Consider the following 20206-nt stretch of genomic DNA (forward strand, 5'->3'; position numbering starts at 1 on the left):
AGGGGGGGAAGAGGTGCCTTTTTGTATTTTAATTGATAGAGCAACGATAGTTGCATTAAAACAACACGAAAAAACAAAAAAATTGGTAATTACTAGAAAATAAAAGGGGGGAATAAAATGAAAGCTAGAAAACAAGGGAACTCTCTAACTCTAAGCATTCCTAAAAAATTTGGAGTAGAAGAAGGTCAAGAATTTATGGCATTTAAAGGAAGGCGCGGGGGAGTTGTTTATGTTCCAGTACAAGAAGATATCTTTGAAAAAGCACTTGAAGAAGGAAGAAGTCTTAGATATGAAGAATCATTAGAAGAAATTAAGCCGGTTGGAAGAGAGATGACTTAATGGTATATAAAGTTAATGGTTATTTACCACAGCAGGGGGATTTAGTATGGATTAACTTTGATCCTAGCATTGGGAAAGAAATTAAAAAAAGGCGACCAGCTCTAGTTCTAAGTACCAAACAATATAACGGGACAACAGGAATGATTGCTATTTGTCCTATAACAAGTACCAAGCGGTTTGGATTTGTTGAAATAGATAAAAATCAGAAAGTGAAGGGATGTGTCAATCCATTACAACTCTACACTTTTGATTTTATAAATGAACTTAGACAGGTTGAATACATTGAACCATTAAATGATGAAGATATGGCAGCTGTTGTTCAAATGGTCGAAAACATATTTAAATTCTGGAAATTAAAGGATTCTGCTAATGGAGAAACTTGAGGTAAATAGGTTTCTCTATTAGCTTTTTTCGTATGAAAACTTATATAATGGCAATCAGTTCCTTTTTACAGAAGGGTTTTAATGTGTAATTCATTTGACAACTCGAGATCTTTAGGGAAAATTTTTAGCCATTTTTTAAGTGAGTTTTCTGTAAGAAATTCTTTTGTTCTCTCCAGGCGGTGTTTTCTCCGTCTTTTCAAGCGCCTAGCACTACGAAAATTTCTTCTATCTTCATTTGCATTTCGATCTGCTTCTTCAAACAAACGAACGCCTGCATCAATGATTTCACCAGTTTCTTCATTGATAATTCCCCAGCCTACACTAGAAATACCAATATCTAACCCTAATACTAAATTGGACATAATTTTATACCTCCCATTATTACTATATTGATAAGTATATCACAGAGTGGTAACGTTTTTAATATCATAATAGAAAAATAATATGCTAATATCTTATTAAGATTTAAATGATTTAATTTACTGATTAACAAAATTGTGAGAAGTGATTTATTTATAGTGGCAATGTGCTAAGATTATCAGTAAAGCATAATTTTTAATTCGGAAAGGAAACAATATGTATGAAGAAAATATATTTAGGCGGACCGCTTTTCAGTGAAATGGAAGCGAGTTATAACAAGTGGTTGGCTAATGAAATTAGAAGTAAGCTTAATGTGGAAGTTTATAATCCGGTCGAAAACGAAGCAATAAATGATAAGTCGGGCTATGCAGATAGTATAATGATTGCGGAAGGTGATAATGCACATTTAGAAACATCAGATGTATTGGTAGCTTTACTGGATGGGTCAGTTGTGGATCCTGGGCTAGCTGCAGAAATCGGGTATTTTTATTCGATGAATAAACCAATCGTTGCGCTTTATACAGATTCAAGACAAGGAAGCTTCGGGAACCAGCAGAAACTGGATGCAATCGACGAAGTTGCAGAATCTCAGTTTTCTTATGTAAATCTATATATAGTAGGCTTAATAAAAAAACGAGGCGTCATTGTAACGTCTAAAGAAAAATTACTTAATTGTTTGGAAGAAATCATAACTAATTAACAAAGAGGGATTCTATGTTAAACAGTATCAATCAGACCATTTATAAAAAATGTCTATTTCCTTTATTTTTTTCATTATTTGGTTCAGCCATGTTATATTGTTGGAATTCAGGTAACGTAGAAGGGTATTTTGAAATTTTTACTGGTATTGTCCTGTTAATTATTTTTATTTACGCTTTAAGAAACATCTGGTTATTTGCGGATCAAAATGTAAGAACGAAATTATATAGAAACATAGCGATTTTTGCTGTAATACTGAATCTTTCGACTTATGCAGTTTCTATTGTCTTTCAAGGGGTTGTTGCATTTATATTTGCAGTTTTCATGATAATCGGTTTCTGGAAGCTCATTACAAAATAGCGAAAATAAATTTTAATTACGATTTAAGAATCTTATATATTAAGTAAAATGAGAACCTCAAACTTACTATTTGACCTTTTTTGACCTTTGGAGTACAATATCTTTAGTTTCATTAATCAACGTATGTTAAAATGAATTTGATTGAATTTAAGGAGGACATTAAAAATGAATTTAGTACCAACAGTTATTGAACAATCACCCCGTGGTGAACGTGCATATGATATTTATTCTCGTTTACTGAAAGACCGCATTATCATGCTCGGTGGACCAATTGATGATCAAGTAGCCAACTCAGTGATCGCACAATTACTCTTCTTGGATGCTCAAGATCCAGAAAAAGATATCTACCTATATATTAATTCTCCAGGTGGTAGTGTAACGGCTGGATTAGCAATCTACGATACAATGAATTTCATCAAGTCTGACGTTCAGACCATTGCGATTGGACTTGCTGCTTCAATGGGAAGTTTCTTACTAGCAGCAGGGGCAAAAGGAAAACGTTTCGCACTACCTAATGCAGAAATCATGATCCACCAGCCATTGGGTGGCGCTCAAGGTCAAGCAACTGAAATTGAAATTGCTGCAAGACATATCTTGAGAACACGTGAGAGATTAAATAATATTTTAGTAGAACGTACTGGTCAACCACTAGATGTTATTGAACGTGACACAGATCGTGATAACTTCATGATGGCTGAAGAAGCGAAAGAATACGGCTTAGTAGATGAAATTATGGATAGCACAGCTGATTTGAATAAATAATCATCTATTTTTAAAAATAGATAAAACTGTATAAATAGAAACAGGATCTGTATATGATGCAGGTCCTGTTTTTTACATAACAAAACAGTATTGATTGATCTGAGATAATAAAATACAAATAACAAGTTGGAATGAATCCTGAATTAGTTCCTTATGAACAACCGTCTCACTGGTCATATATATTTTAGAGCGTTATAATAAAAAGAGTTAAGAATATAAAGAAGGGAGAGGATATGTTGGATATTTCGAGCATCAAAGTTTCAGAGGTAACGACTGAAGGGGGCATACATTTTGGAAATGAAAATGCGCCTGTAAAAATAGTCGAATTCTTAAATTTAAAGTGTCCTTTTTGTAAGCAGTGGTGGGAAAATGCTACTCCACTTTTAGATTCTTATGTAGAAGCAGGAAAAGTTGAAAGAATCGTTAAACTATTTGATAAAGAAAAACCAAGTTTGAAAAAGGGTAATGTGATTCATCGTTATCTGGACTACAACAACTCGGACAAAACGAAAGAAGATATTTCTTACTTTCTTGCACACCAGAATAAGTGGGGAAACTTGGACGAACCAGAAGTCGCAGAATATGCTGTCTCTAAACGTAATTTGCAAGTACAAGAAAATTTAGCAGAAGCTGAAAAGATTGTATTAGAAGCAGAAAAAGCGAATGTTACACTCGTTCCTTCTGTATTTATAGGAGAGCATATCTTTGATGAACATATTTCGAATGAAGAATTGAAAGAAATCATTGAAACTAACTTAAATTGAGAAAGATTAAATCGTAGGAACTATGATTAGGTGGGCAAAATCCGTCCTTTTAATTTATGTGTACGGGTTGAAAATTGCCCCGCATATTGTTATAATAAATTTGTAGGTAAATAAGAAGTGTTAACAAGGTCGCAACAATAAAATTCTTTTGCTAAGAAGTGAAAAGAATTTAATCTGTATGCAGTATGAACGCTAGCACTTTTTCGCTGCGAACTTTTTGCACTTTCGATCGAGAAGTTATTCTCAATAGTATGGTGTGCTTGCAGCCGGGAAAGAAGGTCTAGAATGCTGTCAGTTATCGAAAAAGTTGCACCGGATATATTTCAGACTTTAAAAAGACGTTATCATATTTTGAAGCAGATTGAAAAATCTGGGCCAATAGGAAGACGTTCTCTTGCAGGTCGACTCGGGTTTACCGAACGGGTTTTAAGAAGCGAAGTAGAAATTCTGCGTGATCAGGGATTAATCAAGATCTCTTCTGCGGGAATGGAATGTACTTCTGCTGGTATAGAAATCTTTCGTCAGCTCGAACGTATGATGGGACAACATGTCAGGTCAAAAGATCAGGAAACAAGGCTGGCTAACACATTAAAAATTAGTCACTGTATTATTGTTCCTGGGAATTCTGATGATGATATTCGTATATTGGAAGATATGGGACACGCTGCGATAAAGGCTCTGGATTTTCTTTTGCCTGAGGGAAAGAATGTTGTCGCCGTGATGGGTGGTACAACAATGGTAGAAGTTGCCCATGCAATGGATGAGAAATTTGGAGAAAATCGACAGTTACTCTTTGTTCCTGCTCGTGGCGGGTTAGGAGAATCGGTCGACATTCAAGCGAATGTTATTGCAGAAACGATGGCTAGAAAATCCGGTGGAAAAAGCAGAGCGCTTTATGCCCCGGAGCATGTGCGTTCAGACACGTATTCACTTCTGTCAGAAGAACCGGAAATTAAAGAAACGCTTCAATTAGTTGAAAATGCTTCTTTAGTTTTGTACAGTATAGGTAGTGCTTTTGAAATGGCAGAACGTCGTGGCATGGATGAAGAAACACTGCGTTTATTAAAAGAGAAAAATGCTGTTGCTGAAGCTTTTGGAGAATTTGTTAATCCTAATGGAGAGATTGTATACAAGCTCTCTCGTATCGGCTTGCAATCAAGTCAGATGGGACGTATTCCTCATGTAGTTGCAGTAGCAGGTGGAAAACGAAAAGCAAAAGCAATCGAAGCTTATGTAAAAACTGTCCCTCCGCACACATGGCTAGTGACGGATGAGGCAGCAGCTAACGAGATTTTAAATGGGGGAAACCCCTTAAAATAGAAACGAAAATTTAAGGAGGAAACAAGTATGTCAAAGAAAGTAGCAATTAATGGGTTTGGACGTATTGGACGTTTGGCTCTGCGTAGAATCCTAGAATCAGATACAAACCTAGAGGTCGTAGCAATCAACGACTTAACAGATAATGAGGATCTAGCTTATTTATTGAAATATGACACTGCACAAGGACGTTTCCCACACGAAGTAGAAGTTAAAGATAATGCAATTTACGTTGCTGGAAACGAAATTAAAGCTTTCGCTGAAAAAGATGCTAGTCAATTACCATGGGGAGACCTTGGAATCGATATCGTTTTAGAATGTACAGGTTTCTATACTTCACCAGAAAAATCTCAAGCGCATATCGATGCTGGAGCAAAACGTGTATTGATTTCAGCACCTGCTAAAGGTGATCTTAAAACTATCGTATTTGGAGTTAACCATGAAACAGTTGAAGCAGATGACAAAATCGTTTCAGCAGCTTCATGTACAACAAACTGCTTGTCTCCAATGGTTAATGTATTGAACAAAGAATTCGGTCTTGACCACGGTTTGATGAGTACAGTACATGCTTACACTTCAACTCAAACATTACAAGACTCACCAGGTGGACGTAAGAGCCGTGCTGGAGCTCAAAATGCTATTCCTGCTTCAACTGGAGCTGCAAAAGCAGTTGGAAAAGTTATCCCTGAAGTTGATGGAAAAGTTGATGGAACAGCTGTAAGAATTCCAGTAGTAACTGGATCAATGGTTGAATTATACTCTGTACTGAATAAAGAAGTAACCGTTGAAGAAATCAATTCAGCAATGAAAGATTACTCTTCAGATGCATACTTGTACAATGAAGACGAAATCGTCTCTTCAGATATTATTGGGGTTCCTGCTGGATCAGTATTCGATGCTACTCAAACAAAAATCATCGAAGGTAACTCTGGTCAACTAGTTAAAACTGTTGCTTGGTATGATAATGAGTATGGTTTTACTGGAAACATGGTCAGAACATTAGACTATATGGCAAATCTATAAAATTTTTATTTAAGTGTTTCAAACTTAGTTGATTAGCGTCGATTAAGATAAAAAAAAATAAAGTTTTCAATTTTCTAAGGAGGAAATTGTATTATGTCAGTAAAAGTAGCTATTAACGGATTTGGACGTATTGGACGTTTAGCATTCCGTCGTATTAACGATGTTGAAGGATTAGAAGTTGTTGCAGTAAACGACTTGACAGATCCAAATATGTTGGTTCACTTGCTTAAATACGATACAACTCAAGGACGCTTCAATGGTGAAGTATCTGTCGGCGACGGCAAATTCACTGTAGACGGACGTGACGTTAAAGTATTAAGCGAACGTAACCCTGAAGATCTTCCATGGGGAGAGCTTGGAGTAGATATCGTCCTTGAATGTACAGGATTCTTTACTTCTCAAGAAAAAGCTGGATTACACCTTAAAGCTGGAGCAAAACGTGTAGTTGTTTCTGCACCTGCAACTGGCGATGTTAAAACAATCGTTTATAACACAAACCACGAAACTTTAGATGGATCAGAAACAGTTATTTTTGGAGCTTCATGTACAACTAACTGTTTAGCTCCAATGGCTAAAGCGTTAAACGACAAGTTTGGAATCGAAACTGGTTTAATGACTACTATTCATGCTTACACTGGAGACCAAATGACTCTTGATGGACCACATCCTAAAGGAGACTTCCGTCGCGCTCGTGCAGCTGCTGCAAACATCGTGCCAAACTCTACTGGTGCTGCTAAAGCAATCGGTCTAGTATTACCTGAATTACAAGGTAAATTAGATGGAGCAGCTCAACGTGTACCAGTTCCAGCTGGATCATTAACTGAATTACAAGTTATTCTTTCTAAAGAAGTAACTGCTGAAGAAGTTAATGCTGCAATGAAAGAAGTAGCTAACGAGTCTTATGGCTATACTGAAGATCCAATTGTTTCTTCTGACATTTTAGGAATGACTTATGGTTCATTATTCGATGCAACACAAACAAAAGTTATTTCTGCTGGCGGAAAACAATTAGTTAAAACTGTTTCTTGGTATGACAATGAAATGTCATACACTGCTCAATTAGTTCGTACTCTTGAATACTTCGCTTCTTTATAAGAAGAAAAGTGTTAAGCTACACTAACTGATCATTAACTGAACAGAACATGAATGAATAAGCGGGGGAGCACTCACTCTATGCGATAAACTATGGTAAAGAAAATGTTTGACGATTTGAATCGTTTTAACTGAAATCTTTTCATAATCTATCGATTTAGTATCGCGCTTCCCTGCTTTTTATTTTGTTCAAATAAACTTTTAGAGTGGCTGCTAGTTTTATTGACGTAATCTACTATAGACTATTATAGTTTTTTATTTGAATTACCTGAAAATAATTTAATCAAAGGAAGGTAGACTATTAATGCCTAAAAAAACAGTAAAAGATCTAGAACTTAAAGGTAAAAAAGTATTAGTGCGTGCTGATTTTAACGTACCGATGAAAGACGGAAAAATCTCAAACGATAACCGTATTCAAGCAGCGTTGCCTACCATCAAATATGTATTGGAACAAGGCGGAAAAGCTATCGTATTTTCTCACCTTGGTCGTGTAAAAACTGAAGAAGACAAAGCTGGTTTATCTCTAGCACCTGTTGCTGAGCGTCTAGGTGAATTATTGAATAAAAACGTTAAATTCGTAGCTCAAACTCGTGGAGAAGAATTAGAATCTGCTGTTGACGGACTTTCAGAAGGCGAAGTATTAATGTTTGAAAATACTCGTTTTGAAGATGTAGACGGCAAAAAAGAAAGCAAAAATGATCCGGAATTAGGCAAATACTGGGCTAGCTTAGGTGACGTATTTGTAAATGATGCATTTGGTACAGCACACCGTGCTCATGCTTCTAACGTTGGAATTGCTTCTAACGTTGAATCAGCAGCTGGTTTCTTAGTAGAAAAAGAAATCAACTTCATCGGTGGAGCAGTTGATGAACCTAAACGTCCATTTGTTGCAATCTTAGGTGGCGCGAAAGTTTCAGATAAAATTGGTGTAATCGAAAACTTACTTTCTAAAGCTGACAAAGTACTGATTGGTGGCGGAATGACTTATACTTTCTATAAAGCTTTAGGGAAAGGTATCGGTAGCTCGCTTCTAGAAGAAGACAAAGTTTCTTTAGCAAAAGAACTGATCGAAAAAGCAGGAGACAAACTAGTACTTCCTGTTGATTCTGTTGTCGCTTCTGAGTTTTCTAACGATGTAGAAACTGAAGTAGTAGAAGGAGACGTTCCTGAAGGAAAAATGGGATTAGACGTTGGACCTAAAACAGTTGAACTATTCGCTAAAGAACTTGAAGGCGCAAAAACAGTTGTATGGAACGGACCAATGGGCGTATTCGAAATGTCTAATTTCGCTAAAGGTACAAGTGATATCTGTGAAGTCTTAGCTAAACTGGATGATGCTACAACAATCATCGGTGGAGGAGATTCTGCAACTGCCGCTCAACAATTAGGATTTGAAGATGATTTCAGTCATATTTCTACTGGTGGAGGAGCTTCATTAGAATATCTAGAGGGCAAAGAATTACCAGGAATCGCTGCTATTTCAGATAAATAATTTAGTTTAAAATGGAACCATTAAAGAGTACAATAAGAGTAACTGCGGTAGTGAAAATTACCGCAACACTCTTTCTGATATTGATCAGAAAATACTAATCGAAAGAAGGAATGTAATATGCGTAAACCTATTATTGCTGGTAACTGGAAAATGAACAAAACGGCTACTGAAGCTGCATCATTCATCGAAGAGGTTAAAAATAATATCCCTTCTTCAGATAAAGTAGATGCTGTAATTGGTGCACCTAACTTATATACCCAAAGCTTACTTGATATGACTGCTGATTCAGAACTGAAAATTGCAGCTCAAAACTGCTATTTTGAAGATGAAGGTGCGTTCACTGGAGAAACTTCTCCTGCTGCCTTAGCTGATTTAGGTACTCAATATGTCATCATTGGACACTCTGAACGTCGTGAATATTTCGGCGAAACAGATGAAGATGTGAATAAAAAAGCTCATGCAATCTTTAACCATGGTATGATCCCGATTATCTGTGTTGGAGAAACATTAGAACAAAAAGAAGCTGGACAGACAAATGAACTGGTTTCTGGTCAAGTAACAAAAGCATTAGAAGGTTTATCTGATGAACAAGTTAAAACTTCTGTTATTGCTTATGAACCAATCTGGGCTATCGGAACAGGTAAAACAGCTACTGCAGAAGATGCGAACAGCACAATTTCTGTAGTCCGTCAAACTGTAGCAAAACTTTACAGTGATGAAGTAGCGGATGCAGTTCGTATTCAATATGGTGGTTCTGTAAAACCGGCTAATATTGCTGAATTGATGGCACAACCTGATATTGATGGTGCATTAGTTGGTGGAGCTAGTTTAGAAGCAGATTCATTCTTGAAATTATTGGAGGCGGCTAAGTAATATGAGTAAAGCACCTGTAGCAATCATCATCCTAGATGGATTTGGATGGAGAGAAGAGTCATACGGGAATGCTGTAATGCAAGCGAATAAGCCTAATTTTGATCGTTACTGGGAAACTTATCCACATTCTACTATGCAGGCATCTGGACTTGCTGTAGGACTTCCAGAAGGACAAATGGGGAATTCTGAGGTTGGACACACTAACATTGGTGCTGGCCGAATTGTATATCAAAGTATTACTCGTATCGACAAAGCGATCGAAGATAAAGAATTACAGACAAATGAAGCATTAAATGGTGCGTTCGATCATGTAAAAGAAAAGGATTCAGCACTACACTTCTTTGGATTAATCTCAGACGGTGGTGTGCACAGTCATTCTCGTCATCTAACTGCTTTATTAAAAACAGCAAAAGAAAAAGGCATCAGCAAAGTTTATGTTCATGCATTTACTGATGGCCGAGATGTTGCACCTGATTCAGGAGCTGGATTTATTCAGGATCTGCAAGATGTTATGTCAGAACTTGGCGTAGGTTCTGTAGCTTCTGTGTCTGGACGTTTTTATGCGATGGACCGCGATAATCGCTGGCCGCGTATTCAAAAAGCTTATGATGCAATTTTCAATGGTGAAGGTGTTAAAGCAACTGATCCAGTCGAAGCTGTTAAATCAAGCTATAAAAACGAAACAATGGATGAATTTATCGTGCCTACTGTTATCGAAAAAGATGGTAAACCAGTTGCAACTGTTCAAGATAATGATGCAATTGTGTTCTTCAACTTCCGTCCTGACCGTGCAAGTGAACTTTCACGTGCAATCACTGAACCGGACTTTGATGAGTTTGACCGTAAAAACACACCAAAAAATATCAAATTCATTACGATGACACAATACACTGCGGATATGAAAGCAGATGTTATGTTCCCGCCAATACACTTGAAAAATGTTATCGGGGAAGTATTAGCTGATCACGGATTAACTCAACTTCGCATTGCTGAAACTGAGAAATATCCACACGTTACATTCTTCATGAATGGTGGTACAAATGATGAATTTCCAGGAGAAAATCGTATCTTGATTCCTTCTCCAAAAGTTGAAACTTATGATTTGAAACCAGAAATGAGTGCTTATGAAGTAACAGATGCATTAGTTGAAGATATTCAAAATGATAAGCACGATGCAATCATCTTGAATTTTGCAAACCCTGATATGGTAGGCCATTCTGGTATGTTAGAACCGACTATCAAAGCGATAGAAGCAGTTGATGAGAATCTTGGTAGAGTAGTAGACTTGATTTTAGAAAAAGGTGGATCAGCAATTATCTTTGCAGACCACGGAAATTCTGATACTGAGTTGACTCCAGAAGGTAAGCCTCATACAGCTCATACTACTGTACCAGTTCCAGTCATTGTAACTAAAAAAGGACTACACTTGCGTAATGACGGTAAGTTAGCAGATGTATCCCCTACAATGCTTGATTTATTAGGGATTGAAAAGCCTGAAGAGATGACAGGGGAAAGCTTAATCATTAACGGTTAATATTTTCATCGTCTCGACATTAATGATGTATTTAACCACTTAAAAAGTGAGTATAAATAAAAAAACAAAAGTCAAAGGAGATAATTATAAATGCCATATATTACAGATGTACTAGCACGTGAAGTATTAGATTCTCGTGGTAACCCAACTATTGAGGTAGATGTATTTACAGAATCAGGCGCTTTCGGACGTGGAATGGTTCCTTCAGGTGCTTCAACTGGTGAACATGAAGCTGTTGAATTACGTGATGGAGACAAAGATCGTTATTTAGGTAAAGGTGTTACTAAAGCAGTTGAAAATGTAAACAATACAATCGCTGAAGCAATCATCGGCATGGATATCCGCGATCAAATGGGCGTTGATAAAGCGTTGATCGAATTAGACGGAACTCCAAACAAAGGTAAATTAGGCGCTAATGCTATCTTAGGCGTATCAATTGCTGTTGCTCGTGCAGCTGCTGATTATTTAGATCTTCCTCTATACAGATATTTAGGTGGAACGAACACTAAAGTGTTGCCAACACCAATGATGAATATCGTTAATGGTGGATCTCACTCTGATGCACCAATCGCATTCCAAGAATTCATGATCTTGCCTGTTGGAGCTCCAACATTCAAAGAAGCTTTACGTTGGGGAGCTGAAATCTTCCACGCACTTAAAGCCATCTTAAAAGATCGTGGACTAGAAACTTCAGTTGGTGACGAAGGTGGATTTGCTCCTCGTTTCGAAGGAACTGAAGACGGCGTTGAAACAATTCTTGAAGCAATCAAAAAAGTTGGTTTAGAGCCAGGTAAAGATGTATACCTTGGATTTGACTGTGCTGCTTCTGAATTCTACGAAGATGGCGTATACAACTATGCTAAATTCGAAGGTGAAGGCGGAGCAAAACGTTCTGCTGCTGAACAAGTAGATTACCTTGAAGAATTAGTAAACAAATATCCAATCCTTTCAATTGAAGATGGAATGGATGAAAATGACTGGGATGGTTTCAAACTATTAACTGAACGCTTAGGCGACAAAGTTCAATTAGTTGGAGATGACTTGTTCGTTACAAACACTGAGATTCTTAAACGTGGTATCGACAACAACATCAGTAACTCTATCTTAATCAAAGTTAACCAAATCGGTACATTGACTGAAACATTCAATGCAATCGAAATGGCTAAAAAAGCTGGTTACACTGCCGTAGTATCTCACCGTTCAGGTGAAACAGAAGATTCTACAATTTCTGATATCGCAGTTGCAACAAATGCTGGACAAATCAAAACTGGTTCATTAAGCCGTACTGACCGTATCGCTAAATACAACCAATTATTAAGAATCGAAGACCAATTAGGCGACTTAGCTGTATACGAAGGTCTAGATGCATTCTACAACCTAAAAAATAAATAATTTAATCTTCTGATCAACGGATCAAGAAAATTCGATAGCCGCTTACTGGAGTCTCCAGTAAGCGGCTATTTTTTTAACTAAGCTAGTCGTTGAAATTTAACAGATGACTAAATAAAGAAATTTGCTTTACTATAGTAAAATAAATGGAGAAGCTTGTTTTCTCATATCATTTAACTATGCTTTCGTAAATCTTCTTTGTCAGTTACAAGTTCGATTGTAGAGTGAGTTACATTATAATCCTGTAACTGGTTACGTACCTGTGTTTTGATTTTTGATGCATCCCCCATGTTTTCAGAAGAAACGAGTAAAGTTACTGAAAAAGCATTCTCTTGTCCATCAATAGACCAGAAATGAAAATGAGAAAAGTCATCAATCTCTTCGATGGCAAGAATGTTTTTTTCTAATTCATTCAAATCTACTCCTTTTGGCACACTTTCTAGAAAAATCGTTAAAGTATTATAAAACTTTGGAACAGCTTGAACAAAAATGTAAATGGCAATACCAATGGATAGTATAGGATCTAATATATATAAGTTTGAAAACTCCATAATGATACTTGCAAGGAGAACACCTATCCAACCAAGAACATCTTCTAGCATATGCAGATTCAGAAAACTTTCATTTTTGGATTTTCCTTTGCTCATAAGCCAGGCAGCATATCCATTGATTGCAATCGCAAAAATTGAAATCCACAGCATTCCAGATGAATTGACAGGTTGCGGATCGAAGAGTAAAGGAACGCTTCTAAAAGCGACTAGAATAGATCCAGCTAGTAAAACGACTGCTGTAATCAAGGCTCCTAGTAAAGAAAACCGTTGATAACCGAAACTGAATTTATCATTGCTTTTTTTGGTAGAATATTTCTGGAAAAATAAGGCAAGCCCTACTGAAACAGAATCTCCTAGATCATGTACAGCATCCGATAAAATAGCTGAACTATTGAAAATAAAACCAAAAATAAATTCCAGACCGGAAAATACAAGGTTTAAGATAAACACTATTCCAATGTTTTTGACAATTTTGTCATTTTTAGTAGTGAAATGGGAGTCATGGTTATTTTTATTTTGAATAGGCAATTCAATTCCTCCGATATATGATGTATAGTATACTAGTAGTAACTAAATTCTTACATTAATTATACTGTTCCTTGATTGTGGAACAAAATTATAAGAACTACAGAAATTTATTTAAAAGGAGAAAAGTAGTATGCTTGAAACATTTAGTTCATTTCACCCGGTTCTACAAGCTTTATTAGCGGGACTTTTTACTTGGAGTTGTACAATATTCGGTTCTGCATTTGTTTTCTTATTTAAAGATATCAATCGAAAATTCTTAGATGTGATGAATGGTTTTGCAGCCGGAGTTATGATAGCTGCATCTTTCTGGTCTCTATTAGCTCCGTCGATTGCCAATGCGGAAGATAGTGGGTATGGGATCTGGGCTTTTGTACCAGCTGCTGTTGGATTTATGGTCGGAGGATTCTTCTTAAGACTAATTGATGTAGTGATTCCGCATTTACATTTGAATGAACCAGAAGAAAATAGTGAAGGACCAAAAACTAAAGCTTCAAAGAACTTGCTTCTTTTTCTAGCTATTACCATACATAATATACCAGAAGGTTTATCAGTTGGTGTTGCATTTGGAGCTATCGTGGCAGGTGCAGCTAACGGAGATGCTTCTTTAAGTGCTGTGGGATTAGCTATCGGGATCGGAATTCAAAATATACCAGAAGGATCTGCTTTGTCCATGCCGATTAGAGCGGCAGGCAGTAGTAGACTTAAAGCGTTCAATTATGGTCAACTTTCAGCAATTGTTGAACCAATTGCTGCAGTTATCGGGGCAGTTGCAGTTATTTCTATGGCAGCTATTTTACCGTATGCATTAGCCTTTGCAGCCGGAGCTATGATTTTTGTCGTAGTCGAAGAGCTGATTCCAGAATCTCAGACGAACGGAAATAAAGATATTGCTACCTTATCACTAATGGTCGGCTTTGTGATTATGATGATTCTGGACGTTGCATTAGGGTAAGTTTAGAATAAGTTGAGTAAAGAGGAATTCATGTATATGTATCAATAATGGCTCTAGTAATACGAAAACGTTTGTGCTATATTAGGTAGTGAGAGACTTATGAAAGGGAGGTCAATTCCGAGATGTATGATATATTATTAGGATTTATGCTCGTATTATCAGTATTTATTATAATCGTAGTTGCAATGCAGCCAACAAAAACGCAGAATGCGTCTAATGCCTTTTTAGGTGGGGCAAGTCAATTATTTGGAAAACAAAAAGCACGAGGGTTTGAAGCCGTTTTGATTAAAACGACAATCGTCTGCATTGTACTTTTCTTTATTCTTGCAATAGCCCTGACTCGATTCTTTTAATTGATTTAAAATACAAACTGATCAAGGAGCAAATCCAAAGGACTTGAGCATAGCGATCCAGCATGCTTGAGTGAACAATGGAGTTGCTCTTTTTATTTTGACTCATCAGTGGTAAATGAAGGGCGATTTGCCCGGCATTGTATTTTGGTATTAAAAAAGTATCAAGTAAGGTAAAATAGAGGTATAGATTTAAGGAGTGAAAAGAATGAGAGATAGAACAATCTTTTTCGAAAAAGGACCGCGAGCCGTTTTGCTGTTTCACGCATTTACAAGTACTCCAAATGATGTGAGAAGTTTAGCACGTGCCTTAGAGCGGGCTGATTATACAGTTTATGCACCGACTTTATCTGGTCATGGAACAGAAAATCCGGATGATTTATTTAATTATGGAATCGAAGACTGGAAAAAAGACGGTGAAAAAGCTTATAAATTTTTAAAAGAAAAAGGATATGAAGAAATTACTGCTTTTGGGCTTTCTTTAGGAGGTGTTGTTGCTACACATCTTATGCTAACAAAAAATGTCTTAGCGGCAGGAACCTTTTCTTCACCAGTGATTGACAATCAAGAGAGCCATGTGCCGAAGAACTTTATGATCTGGTATGAAAATATGAAGGAACAAGCAGGATATTCTAGAGAAGAAATTGCTGGATTAAAGACAGCGGCTGAACCACAGTTAAAAATGATACTAACAGGGCTGAATGATTTTATACAAACGATGGTCCCACAATACAAAAATGTTGAAGGAAGTGTATTTATAGGGCAAGGTGGAAGAGATGAAATGATCAATCCTCATCAATCCGGTGAATACCGAGATGCTTTAGTAAATGCAAATGTAGATTTTCACTGGTACGACGAAGGCCCGCATAGTATTACGACTGGGCCAACTGGAAAAGAGTTGCAAGTCGACTTATTATCATTCTTATCTACATTAGAATGGAATGGAGGCAATACATGAGTAGAGAAATGAACGACGAAGTAAATGAAGAAATAGAACAGTTAAAACAAGAAATTATAACATTTATCGAACACAGTGAATTAAGCAGTGTGGAAGTCAATGATATCAGCGAAGGATTAAACAGTACAGGTTCCAAAGCTTTTAAAAAACTGGTGAACGCCATAGCAGAATTAGAACGTGAAGGGAGAATTATACTGACACAGCAAGGGCGATTTAAACTTAAAGAGGCAGAACCAGTTATGCAAGGGGTATTTAGCGGAACAGATAAAGGTTTTGGATTTGTCCCTCTCGAAGAATTTGAAGAAGACATCTTTATTCCACCGCATGAGACAAATTCTGCCTTGAATGGCGATTTAGTTACGATTGAAGTGACCAAGGAAGCTGTTCCATGGAAAGGCAAAGGACCAGTCGGAAGGGTACTTGAAGTAGTTGAACGTGCGACGAAATCACTTGTTGGAGAATTTCATGCGTATACAGATGATGAAGTAGAAAAATTTGGTCTATTTGGATATGTTAAGACACAGAACAAAAAGCTGCCAAGTATGAAACTTCAGATTACTGCTAAAGGAATTCGACCGGTCGAAGGCAGTATCGTTCAAGTTGAAGTAACACAGTACCCGAGATCAAGCGAAGAAGACATGTACGGAATCATTATGCGTACAATCGGACATAAAGATGAACCAGGCATTGAAATTTTAACAATTGTAAACAAATATGGGATTCCATCTGAATTTCCAGAAGAAGTCATTGAAGAAGCGGAAGCTGTACCAGAAAAGATTGCAGAAGAAGACTTAGCGGGTAGAAGAGATCTGCGAGACGAAGTAATCGTAACGATTGATGGAGCAGATGCAAAAGATCTAGATGATGCAGTGGTCGTCAAGAGACTTGAAAATGGGCATTTCCACTTAGGCGTTCATATTGCAGATGTTTCTCATTATGTAAAAGAAGACAGTCCTATGGATCAAGAAGCATTTGAACGTGGTACTAGTGTCTATTTAACTGACAGAGTTATTCCAATGCTGCCACAGAGATTATCAAATGGAATCTGCTCCCTCCATCCAAATGTTGACAGATTGACACTTAGTTGTGAGATGGAAATTGATCGTTCAGGAGACGTTGTCAGCTATGAAATATTCCCAAGTGTGATTCGGTCTTATCGTCGGATGACTTATTCAGCTGTGAACGATATACTCATGGAAAAAGATCCTGCAGCAATGGAGGAACATGCTGACCTTGTAGACTTGTTTGAAACAATGGGAGAACTTCACCATATATTGGAGAAGAAAAGAGAACAACGAGGTTCCATTGATTTTGATTCGATAGAAGCAAAAATCGAAGTGGACTCTGAAGGGAATCCAACTGATATTGTTATTCGTGAACGTGGTGTGGGGGAACGATTGATTGAATCATTCATGCTTGCCGCAAATGAAACTGTATCAGAATATTACGCAAAACGAGATCTACCCATACTTTATCGTATCCATGCTCGTCCAGACGAAGCTAAAATGCAGCGATTCCTGGAATTCGTTACTAGTTTTGGAATCAATGTAAAAGGAACAAAAGACAGTGTTTCTCCTAAAGACTTACAAGCTGTAATGAAAGAAGTAAAAGGAAAACCGGAAGAAACGGTCATCAGTATGCTGATGCTGAGATCAATGCAGCAAGCTAAGTATGATGTAGATCCTATTGGACACTATGGATTAGCTGCTGATTATTATTCCCACTTTACTTCTCCAATCAGACGTTATCCAGATCTGATTTTACATCGTCTGATTCATTACTATGATGAAATAGCTAAAGATGAAAAAGCACGTAAGAGATGGGAGAAAAAACTCCCTGAAATTGCAGAACACAGTTCTAAAACTGAACGCCGTGCAGTGGACGCTGAAAGAGAAACAGACGAGTTGAAGAAAACAGAATTCATGGAAAGTAAGATTGGTGAAGAATTTGAAGGTCTGGTTACATCGGTTACAAACTTTGGAATGTTCGTCCAATTACCCAACTCTGTTGAAGGATTAGTTCATATTTCAAAAATGAATGATGACTATTATGAATTCAGCGAACGTGGACTATTGTTGATTGGACAACATACAGGTAAAATCTTCCGAATTGGAGAACCTGTAAAAGTCAAACTGGTAGCAGCGAATAAAGAAGGATATCAGATTGACTTTGAATTATCTGACTTACCAGAAGGTGAAAAACCTAAGAAAAAGAAACACGATAAAAAAGCTGATCGTAAAAATCAGCATACACAAAAAAGAAAAACCAAGAAAAAAAGAACAGGCAAACGCAAGCAATAGCCTTAAATAGAAGGAGGGTGATATAGGTGCCTAAAGGAGAAGGCAAACTGATTGCTCAAAACAGGAAAGCTAGATATGAATATAGCATATTGGATACAGTTGAAGCTGGAATTGTACTCAACGGGACAGAAATCAAGTCTATCAGAGCGGGTAGAATCAACCTGAAAGATGGCTATGCAGGCATCCGAAATGGTGAGATGTATTTATATAACGTGCATATCGCACCATTTGAAAAAGGAAATCAGTTCAATCATGATCCATTAAGAACACGAAAGCTGCTGATGAAAAAGAAGCAGATCGACAAGTTCACTGGAGAGGTGAAGCAAGGTGGAGTGACGATCGTTCCACTAAAAGTCTATATTAAAAATGGATATGCTAAAGTACTCATCGGACTAGCTAAAGGGAAGAAACAATATGACAAACGCGAATCAATCAAACGCAAAGATCAGAAACGTCAAGTTGAACGTGCGTTGAAGGATTATCGTTAATTAAGGTTAAAAGCATCAGAACATAATTGTTCCGATGCTTTTTTATTCTAAATATACTCAACTTTAATATGAACTTTACCTCATTCTCTTAGCATCCGTCATATAAGTCTGTTACAATAAATAAGAAGACATAAATTGGAAGGAGCAACACTAATTATGACTACTAAAGGTGTCACGATTTATTTTGTTCGTCATGGAGAAACCTATTTGAACCATTACGGACGTATGCAAGGATGGAGCAATGCTCCATTAACGGATAACGGAATTGAAGATGTTCGCCGCTGCGGACGCGGATTATCTGATGTGAAATTTGATGCAGTATATACAAGTGATTTAACACGTACTCAAGATACAGCTTCTATTATTCTAGAGGAAAATAAACAGACTGATAAAATGGATATGGTTCAAATGCCTGAATTTAGAGAAGTGTTTTTTGGTTCATATGAAGGCATGCCCGGATCAGAAGCGTGGGGGAAAGTCGCTGAACATATGGGATACGACACTTCACGCGATATGTTCTTAAATACAGAAATTCCTGATCGAATGAATGCATTTCGAGAAGCAGATCCTTATCATGATGCAGAAAACTTTATGATGTTCTGGAATCGTGTGGAACAAGGTCTGATTAAATTGATTGACAAACATCGGGATACTGGAGAGACTATATTACTAGTAGCTCATGGGGGAACAATTCGTTATATACTACAGAACCTGATTCCTGACTTAACAGATACAAAAGCATTGCTGAACGCAAGTGTATCTGTAGCGGCTTATCACGATGGTAAATATCATCTTGACCGTTACAATGATGTTTCTCATTTTAGAGATGAAGAATAAAATTAGTTAGATTTGAGGATAAAGTATTGAAACCTAAAGCATTAGTATTTTTTGATCTAGATGGAACACTGTTAAATAATCAGTCAGAACTAGACCAGGATGTTATTGAAGCACTGGAAAAATTAAAAGTAAATGGTGAAGTGCCTTTTATTTCTACAGGTCGCAGCCATCTGCAAGTTGAACATGTTTTAAAAGAGACCGCTATTGATTCCTTTATTTCTTTAAATGGACATTATATTCAATATGAAGGTGAAGATGTCTATGAAGGCATTTTTGAGCAGAGTCTTTTAGATAGAATCCAATCTAAAGTTGATAAAACTGGTATTTCAGTTGCTTATTACAGTAAAAATGGATTCAGAGTTACTAGAAAAGACAAGAACTCCACTAAAGCATATGAATTTATTCACACTGAAGTTCCAGAAGTCGATCAAGAATATAAGGATCATCATGAAATTCTGATGGCTTTGCTTTTTACAGAGCATACAGAGCTGGATTTAGAATTTCTAGAAGAGTTTCCGGAATTATCCTTCTACCGGAATTCGCCTTTTTCTATCGATACAATCCTAAAGGAAAACTCAAAAGCAATTGGAATAAATCGTTTAGTTAAAAAATTAGGATTTGAAGATGTACCGACATATGCATTCGGAGATGGTCCAAACGATCTGGAGATGCTTAAAGAAGTTGATTACAGTGTAGCAATGGGAAATGGCACAACTGAAGTAAAAGCAGTTGCTGATTATATTGCAAAGAGTAATATAAATGGTGGCGTCGTAGATGGATTGAAACATTTTGGATTAATTTGATTGTAAATAAAAAGCGCACATTCCAGTTTCATTTTTTGTTTAAATGAAATCG

The 20206-nt window shown here is 36.9% G+C and carries 22 protein-coding genes; 20 read left to right on the plus strand and 2 right to left on the minus strand.

Features of this window, described 5'->3' with window-relative positions; all coding sequences use genetic code 11:
• Window positions 1–117: 117 nt before the first annotated feature.
• Together mazE and BM212_RS06095 are read left to right on the plus strand one after the other, a co-directional pair.
• On the plus strand, window positions 118–339 hold the full coding sequence (mazE, locus tag BM212_RS06090) for a type II toxin-antitoxin system PemI/MazE family antitoxin (protein WP_072693044.1): 222 nt from the start codon (window positions 118–120) through the stop codon (window positions 337–339).
• Window positions 339–722 carry a type II toxin-antitoxin system PemK/MazF family toxin gene (locus BM212_RS06095; RefSeq protein WP_091897259.1) on the plus strand — a complete coding sequence of 128 codons (384 nt, stop codon included), beginning with the start codon at window positions 339–341 and terminating at the stop codon, window positions 720–722. Before mazE ends, BM212_RS06095 begins: the two co-directional genes overlap by 1 nt.
• Before the next feature lie 65 nt (window positions 723–787).
• Here the strand turns inward: BM212_RS06095 and BM212_RS06100 are convergent, their stop codons facing one another.
• Complete coding sequence (locus tag BM212_RS06100) at window positions 788–1084, minus strand: RRXRR domain-containing protein (RefSeq protein WP_072693042.1); 297 nt, start codon at window positions 1082–1084, stop codon at window positions 788–790.
• A gap of 218 nt (window positions 1085–1302) precedes the next feature.
• Here BM212_RS06100 and BM212_RS06105 point away from each other — a divergent pair, with 218 nt between their 5' ends.
• The 11 genes from BM212_RS06105 (at window position 1303) to eno (ending at window position 12390) form a co-directional block, all read left to right on the plus strand.
• Window positions 1303–1782 carry a nucleoside 2-deoxyribosyltransferase gene (locus BM212_RS06105; RefSeq protein WP_091897262.1) on the plus strand — a complete coding sequence of 160 codons (480 nt, stop codon included), beginning with the start codon at window positions 1303–1305 and terminating at the stop codon, window positions 1780–1782.
• A 14-nt stretch (window positions 1783–1796) separates the two neighbouring features.
• Window positions 1797–2141, plus strand: a complete 345-nt coding sequence (locus tag BM212_RS06110) for a hypothetical protein (RefSeq protein WP_091897265.1) — start codon at window positions 1797–1799, stop codon at window positions 2139–2141.
• A 165-nt stretch (window positions 2142–2306) separates the two neighbouring features.
• On the plus strand, window positions 2307–2903 hold the full coding sequence (gene clpP, locus BM212_RS06115; protein ID WP_072693040.1) for an ATP-dependent Clp endopeptidase proteolytic subunit ClpP: 597 nt from the start codon (window positions 2307–2309) through the stop codon (window positions 2901–2903).
• Window positions 2904–3136: 233 nt separating this feature from the next.
• Complete coding sequence (locus tag BM212_RS06120) at window positions 3137–3667, plus strand: DsbA family protein (protein WP_232226905.1); 531 nt, start codon at window positions 3137–3139, stop codon at window positions 3665–3667.
• Window positions 3668–3952: 285 nt separating this feature from the next.
• On the plus strand, window positions 3953–4987 hold the full coding sequence (locus tag BM212_RS06125) for a sugar-binding transcriptional regulator (RefSeq protein WP_091897268.1): 1035 nt from the start codon (window positions 3953–3955) through the stop codon (window positions 4985–4987).
• A gap of 27 nt (window positions 4988–5014) precedes the next feature.
• Complete coding sequence (gap, locus tag BM212_RS06130) at window positions 5015–6007, plus strand: type I glyceraldehyde-3-phosphate dehydrogenase (RefSeq protein ID WP_091897271.1); 993 nt, start codon at window positions 5015–5017, stop codon at window positions 6005–6007.
• A gap of 93 nt (window positions 6008–6100) precedes the next feature.
• Window positions 6101–7102, plus strand: coding sequence for a type I glyceraldehyde-3-phosphate dehydrogenase (gene gap, locus BM212_RS06135; protein ID WP_091897274.1), 1002 nt, complete (start codon window positions 6101–6103; stop codon window positions 7100–7102).
• 301 nt (window positions 7103–7403) lie between these two features.
• Complete coding sequence (locus BM212_RS06140; protein ID WP_091897279.1) at window positions 7404–8591, plus strand: phosphoglycerate kinase; 1188 nt, start codon at window positions 7404–7406, stop codon at window positions 8589–8591.
• 117 nt (window positions 8592–8708) lie between these two features.
• The gene (gene tpiA, locus BM212_RS06145; protein WP_072695855.1) at window positions 8709–9464 is read left to right on the plus strand and encodes a triose-phosphate isomerase; all 756 of its coding nucleotides are present in this window, start codon (window positions 8709–8711) and stop codon (window positions 9462–9464) included.
• Between the two features lies 1 nt (window position 9465).
• The gene (gpmI, locus tag BM212_RS06150; RefSeq protein WP_091897282.1) at window positions 9466–10998 is read left to right on the plus strand and encodes a 2,3-bisphosphoglycerate-independent phosphoglycerate mutase; all 1533 of its coding nucleotides are present in this window, start codon (window positions 9466–9468) and stop codon (window positions 10996–10998) included.
• A 90-nt stretch (window positions 10999–11088) separates the two neighbouring features.
• Window positions 11089–12390, plus strand: coding sequence for a phosphopyruvate hydratase (gene eno / locus BM212_RS06155; protein WP_072695851.1), 1302 nt, complete (start codon window positions 11089–11091; stop codon window positions 12388–12390).
• 170 nt (window positions 12391–12560) lie between these two features.
• Here eno and BM212_RS06160 read toward each other — a convergent pair whose 3' ends face one another.
• Window positions 12561–13466, minus strand: a complete 906-nt coding sequence (locus tag BM212_RS06160; protein WP_245750940.1) for a cation diffusion facilitator family transporter — start codon at window positions 13464–13466, stop codon at window positions 12561–12563.
• 130 nt (window positions 13467–13596) lie between these two features.
• Between BM212_RS06160 and BM212_RS06165 the strand changes: the two genes are divergently transcribed.
• From BM212_RS06165 to BM212_RS06195, 7 genes are all read left to right on the plus strand, one after another.
• Window positions 13597–14418, plus strand: a complete 822-nt coding sequence (locus BM212_RS06165) for a ZIP family metal transporter (RefSeq protein WP_091897285.1) — start codon at window positions 13597–13599, stop codon at window positions 14416–14418.
• Between the two features lie 122 nt (window positions 14419–14540).
• The gene (gene secG, locus BM212_RS06170; protein WP_072695847.1) at window positions 14541–14771 is read left to right on the plus strand and encodes a preprotein translocase subunit SecG; all 231 of its coding nucleotides are present in this window, start codon (window positions 14541–14543) and stop codon (window positions 14769–14771) included.
• Between the two features lie 205 nt (window positions 14772–14976).
• Window positions 14977–15726, plus strand: coding sequence for an alpha/beta hydrolase (locus BM212_RS06175; RefSeq protein WP_091897288.1), 750 nt, complete (start codon window positions 14977–14979; stop codon window positions 15724–15726).
• Window positions 15723–18026 (plus strand): ribonuclease R, encoded by a 2304-nt coding sequence (rnr, locus tag BM212_RS06180; RefSeq protein ID WP_245750941.1) that lies wholly within the window; start codon window positions 15723–15725, stop codon window positions 18024–18026. The genes BM212_RS06175 and rnr overlap by 4 nt, the downstream gene beginning before the upstream one ends.
• 26 nt (window positions 18027–18052) lie before the next feature.
• Window positions 18053–18514 carry an SsrA-binding protein SmpB gene (gene smpB / locus BM212_RS06185; RefSeq protein WP_091897291.1) on the plus strand — a complete coding sequence of 154 codons (462 nt, stop codon included), beginning with the start codon at window positions 18053–18055 and terminating at the stop codon, window positions 18512–18514.
• A 156-nt stretch (window positions 18515–18670) separates the two neighbouring features.
• Window positions 18671–19351: a histidine phosphatase family protein gene (locus BM212_RS06190; RefSeq protein ID WP_091897294.1), complete on the plus strand. Its 681-nt coding sequence runs from the start codon at window positions 18671–18673 to the stop codon at window positions 19349–19351.
• Between the two features lie 26 nt (window positions 19352–19377).
• The gene (locus BM212_RS06195; protein ID WP_245750942.1) at window positions 19378–20154 is read left to right on the plus strand and encodes a Cof-type HAD-IIB family hydrolase; all 777 of its coding nucleotides are present in this window, start codon (window positions 19378–19380) and stop codon (window positions 20152–20154) included.
• The last annotated feature ends 52 nt before the right edge of the window (window positions 20155–20206 follow it).

The organism is Marinilactibacillus piezotolerans, from assembly GCF_900114235.1.
Classification (GTDB): domain Bacteria; phylum Bacillota; class Bacilli; order Lactobacillales; family Carnobacteriaceae_A; genus Marinilactibacillus; species Marinilactibacillus piezotolerans.

Excerpts from the sequence above, each read along its gene's own strand:
- BM212_RS06095 (WP_091897259.1), top strand. The coding sequence starts at position 339 with ATGGTATATAAAGTTAATGGTTATTTACCACAGCAGGGGGATTTAGTA.
- secG (WP_072695847.1), top strand. The coding sequence starts at position 14,541 with ATGTATGATATATTATTAGGATTTATGCTCGTATTATCAGTATTTATT.
- BM212_RS06190 (WP_091897294.1), top strand. The coding sequence starts at position 18,671 with ATGACTACTAAAGGTGTCACGATTTATTTTGTTCGTCATGGAGAAACC.
- rnr (WP_245750941.1), top strand. The coding sequence starts at position 15,723 with ATGAGTAGAGAAATGAACGACGAAGTAAATGAAGAAATAGAACAGTTA.
- BM212_RS06125 (WP_091897268.1), top strand. The coding sequence starts at position 3,953 with ATGCTGTCAGTTATCGAAAAAGTTGCACCGGATATATTTCAGACTTTA.
- gap (WP_091897271.1), top strand. The coding sequence starts at position 5,015 with ATGTCAAAGAAAGTAGCAATTAATGGGTTTGGACGTATTGGACGTTTG.
- BM212_RS06100 (WP_072693042.1), bottom strand. The coding sequence starts at position 1,084 with ATGTCCAATTTAGTATTAGGGTTAGATATTGGTATTTCTAGTGTAGGC.
- clpP (WP_072693040.1), top strand. The coding sequence starts at position 2,307 with ATGAATTTAGTACCAACAGTTATTGAACAATCACCCCGTGGTGAACGT.
- BM212_RS06175 (WP_091897288.1), top strand. The coding sequence starts at position 14,977 with ATGAGAGATAGAACAATCTTTTTCGAAAAAGGACCGCGAGCCGTTTTG.
- tpiA (WP_072695855.1), top strand. The coding sequence starts at position 8,709 with ATGCGTAAACCTATTATTGCTGGTAACTGGAAAATGAACAAAACGGCT.
- BM212_RS06165 (WP_091897285.1), top strand. The coding sequence starts at position 13,597 with ATGCTTGAAACATTTAGTTCATTTCACCCGGTTCTACAAGCTTTATTA.
- gap (WP_091897274.1), top strand. The coding sequence starts at position 6,101 with ATGTCAGTAAAAGTAGCTATTAACGGATTTGGACGTATTGGACGTTTA.
- BM212_RS06105 (WP_091897262.1), top strand. The coding sequence starts at position 1,303 with ATGAAGAAAATATATTTAGGCGGACCGCTTTTCAGTGAAATGGAAGCG.
- gpmI (WP_091897282.1), top strand. The coding sequence starts at position 9,466 with ATGAGTAAAGCACCTGTAGCAATCATCATCCTAGATGGATTTGGATGG.
- BM212_RS06120 (WP_232226905.1), top strand. The coding sequence starts at position 3,137 with ATGTTGGATATTTCGAGCATCAAAGTTTCAGAGGTAACGACTGAAGGG.
- BM212_RS06140 (WP_091897279.1), top strand. The coding sequence starts at position 7,404 with ATGCCTAAAAAAACAGTAAAAGATCTAGAACTTAAAGGTAAAAAAGTA.
- mazE (WP_072693044.1), top strand. The coding sequence starts at position 118 with ATGAAAGCTAGAAAACAAGGGAACTCTCTAACTCTAAGCATTCCTAAA.
- BM212_RS06110 (WP_091897265.1), top strand. The coding sequence starts at position 1,797 with ATGTTAAACAGTATCAATCAGACCATTTATAAAAAATGTCTATTTCCT.
- eno (WP_072695851.1), top strand. The coding sequence starts at position 11,089 with ATGCCATATATTACAGATGTACTAGCACGTGAAGTATTAGATTCTCGT.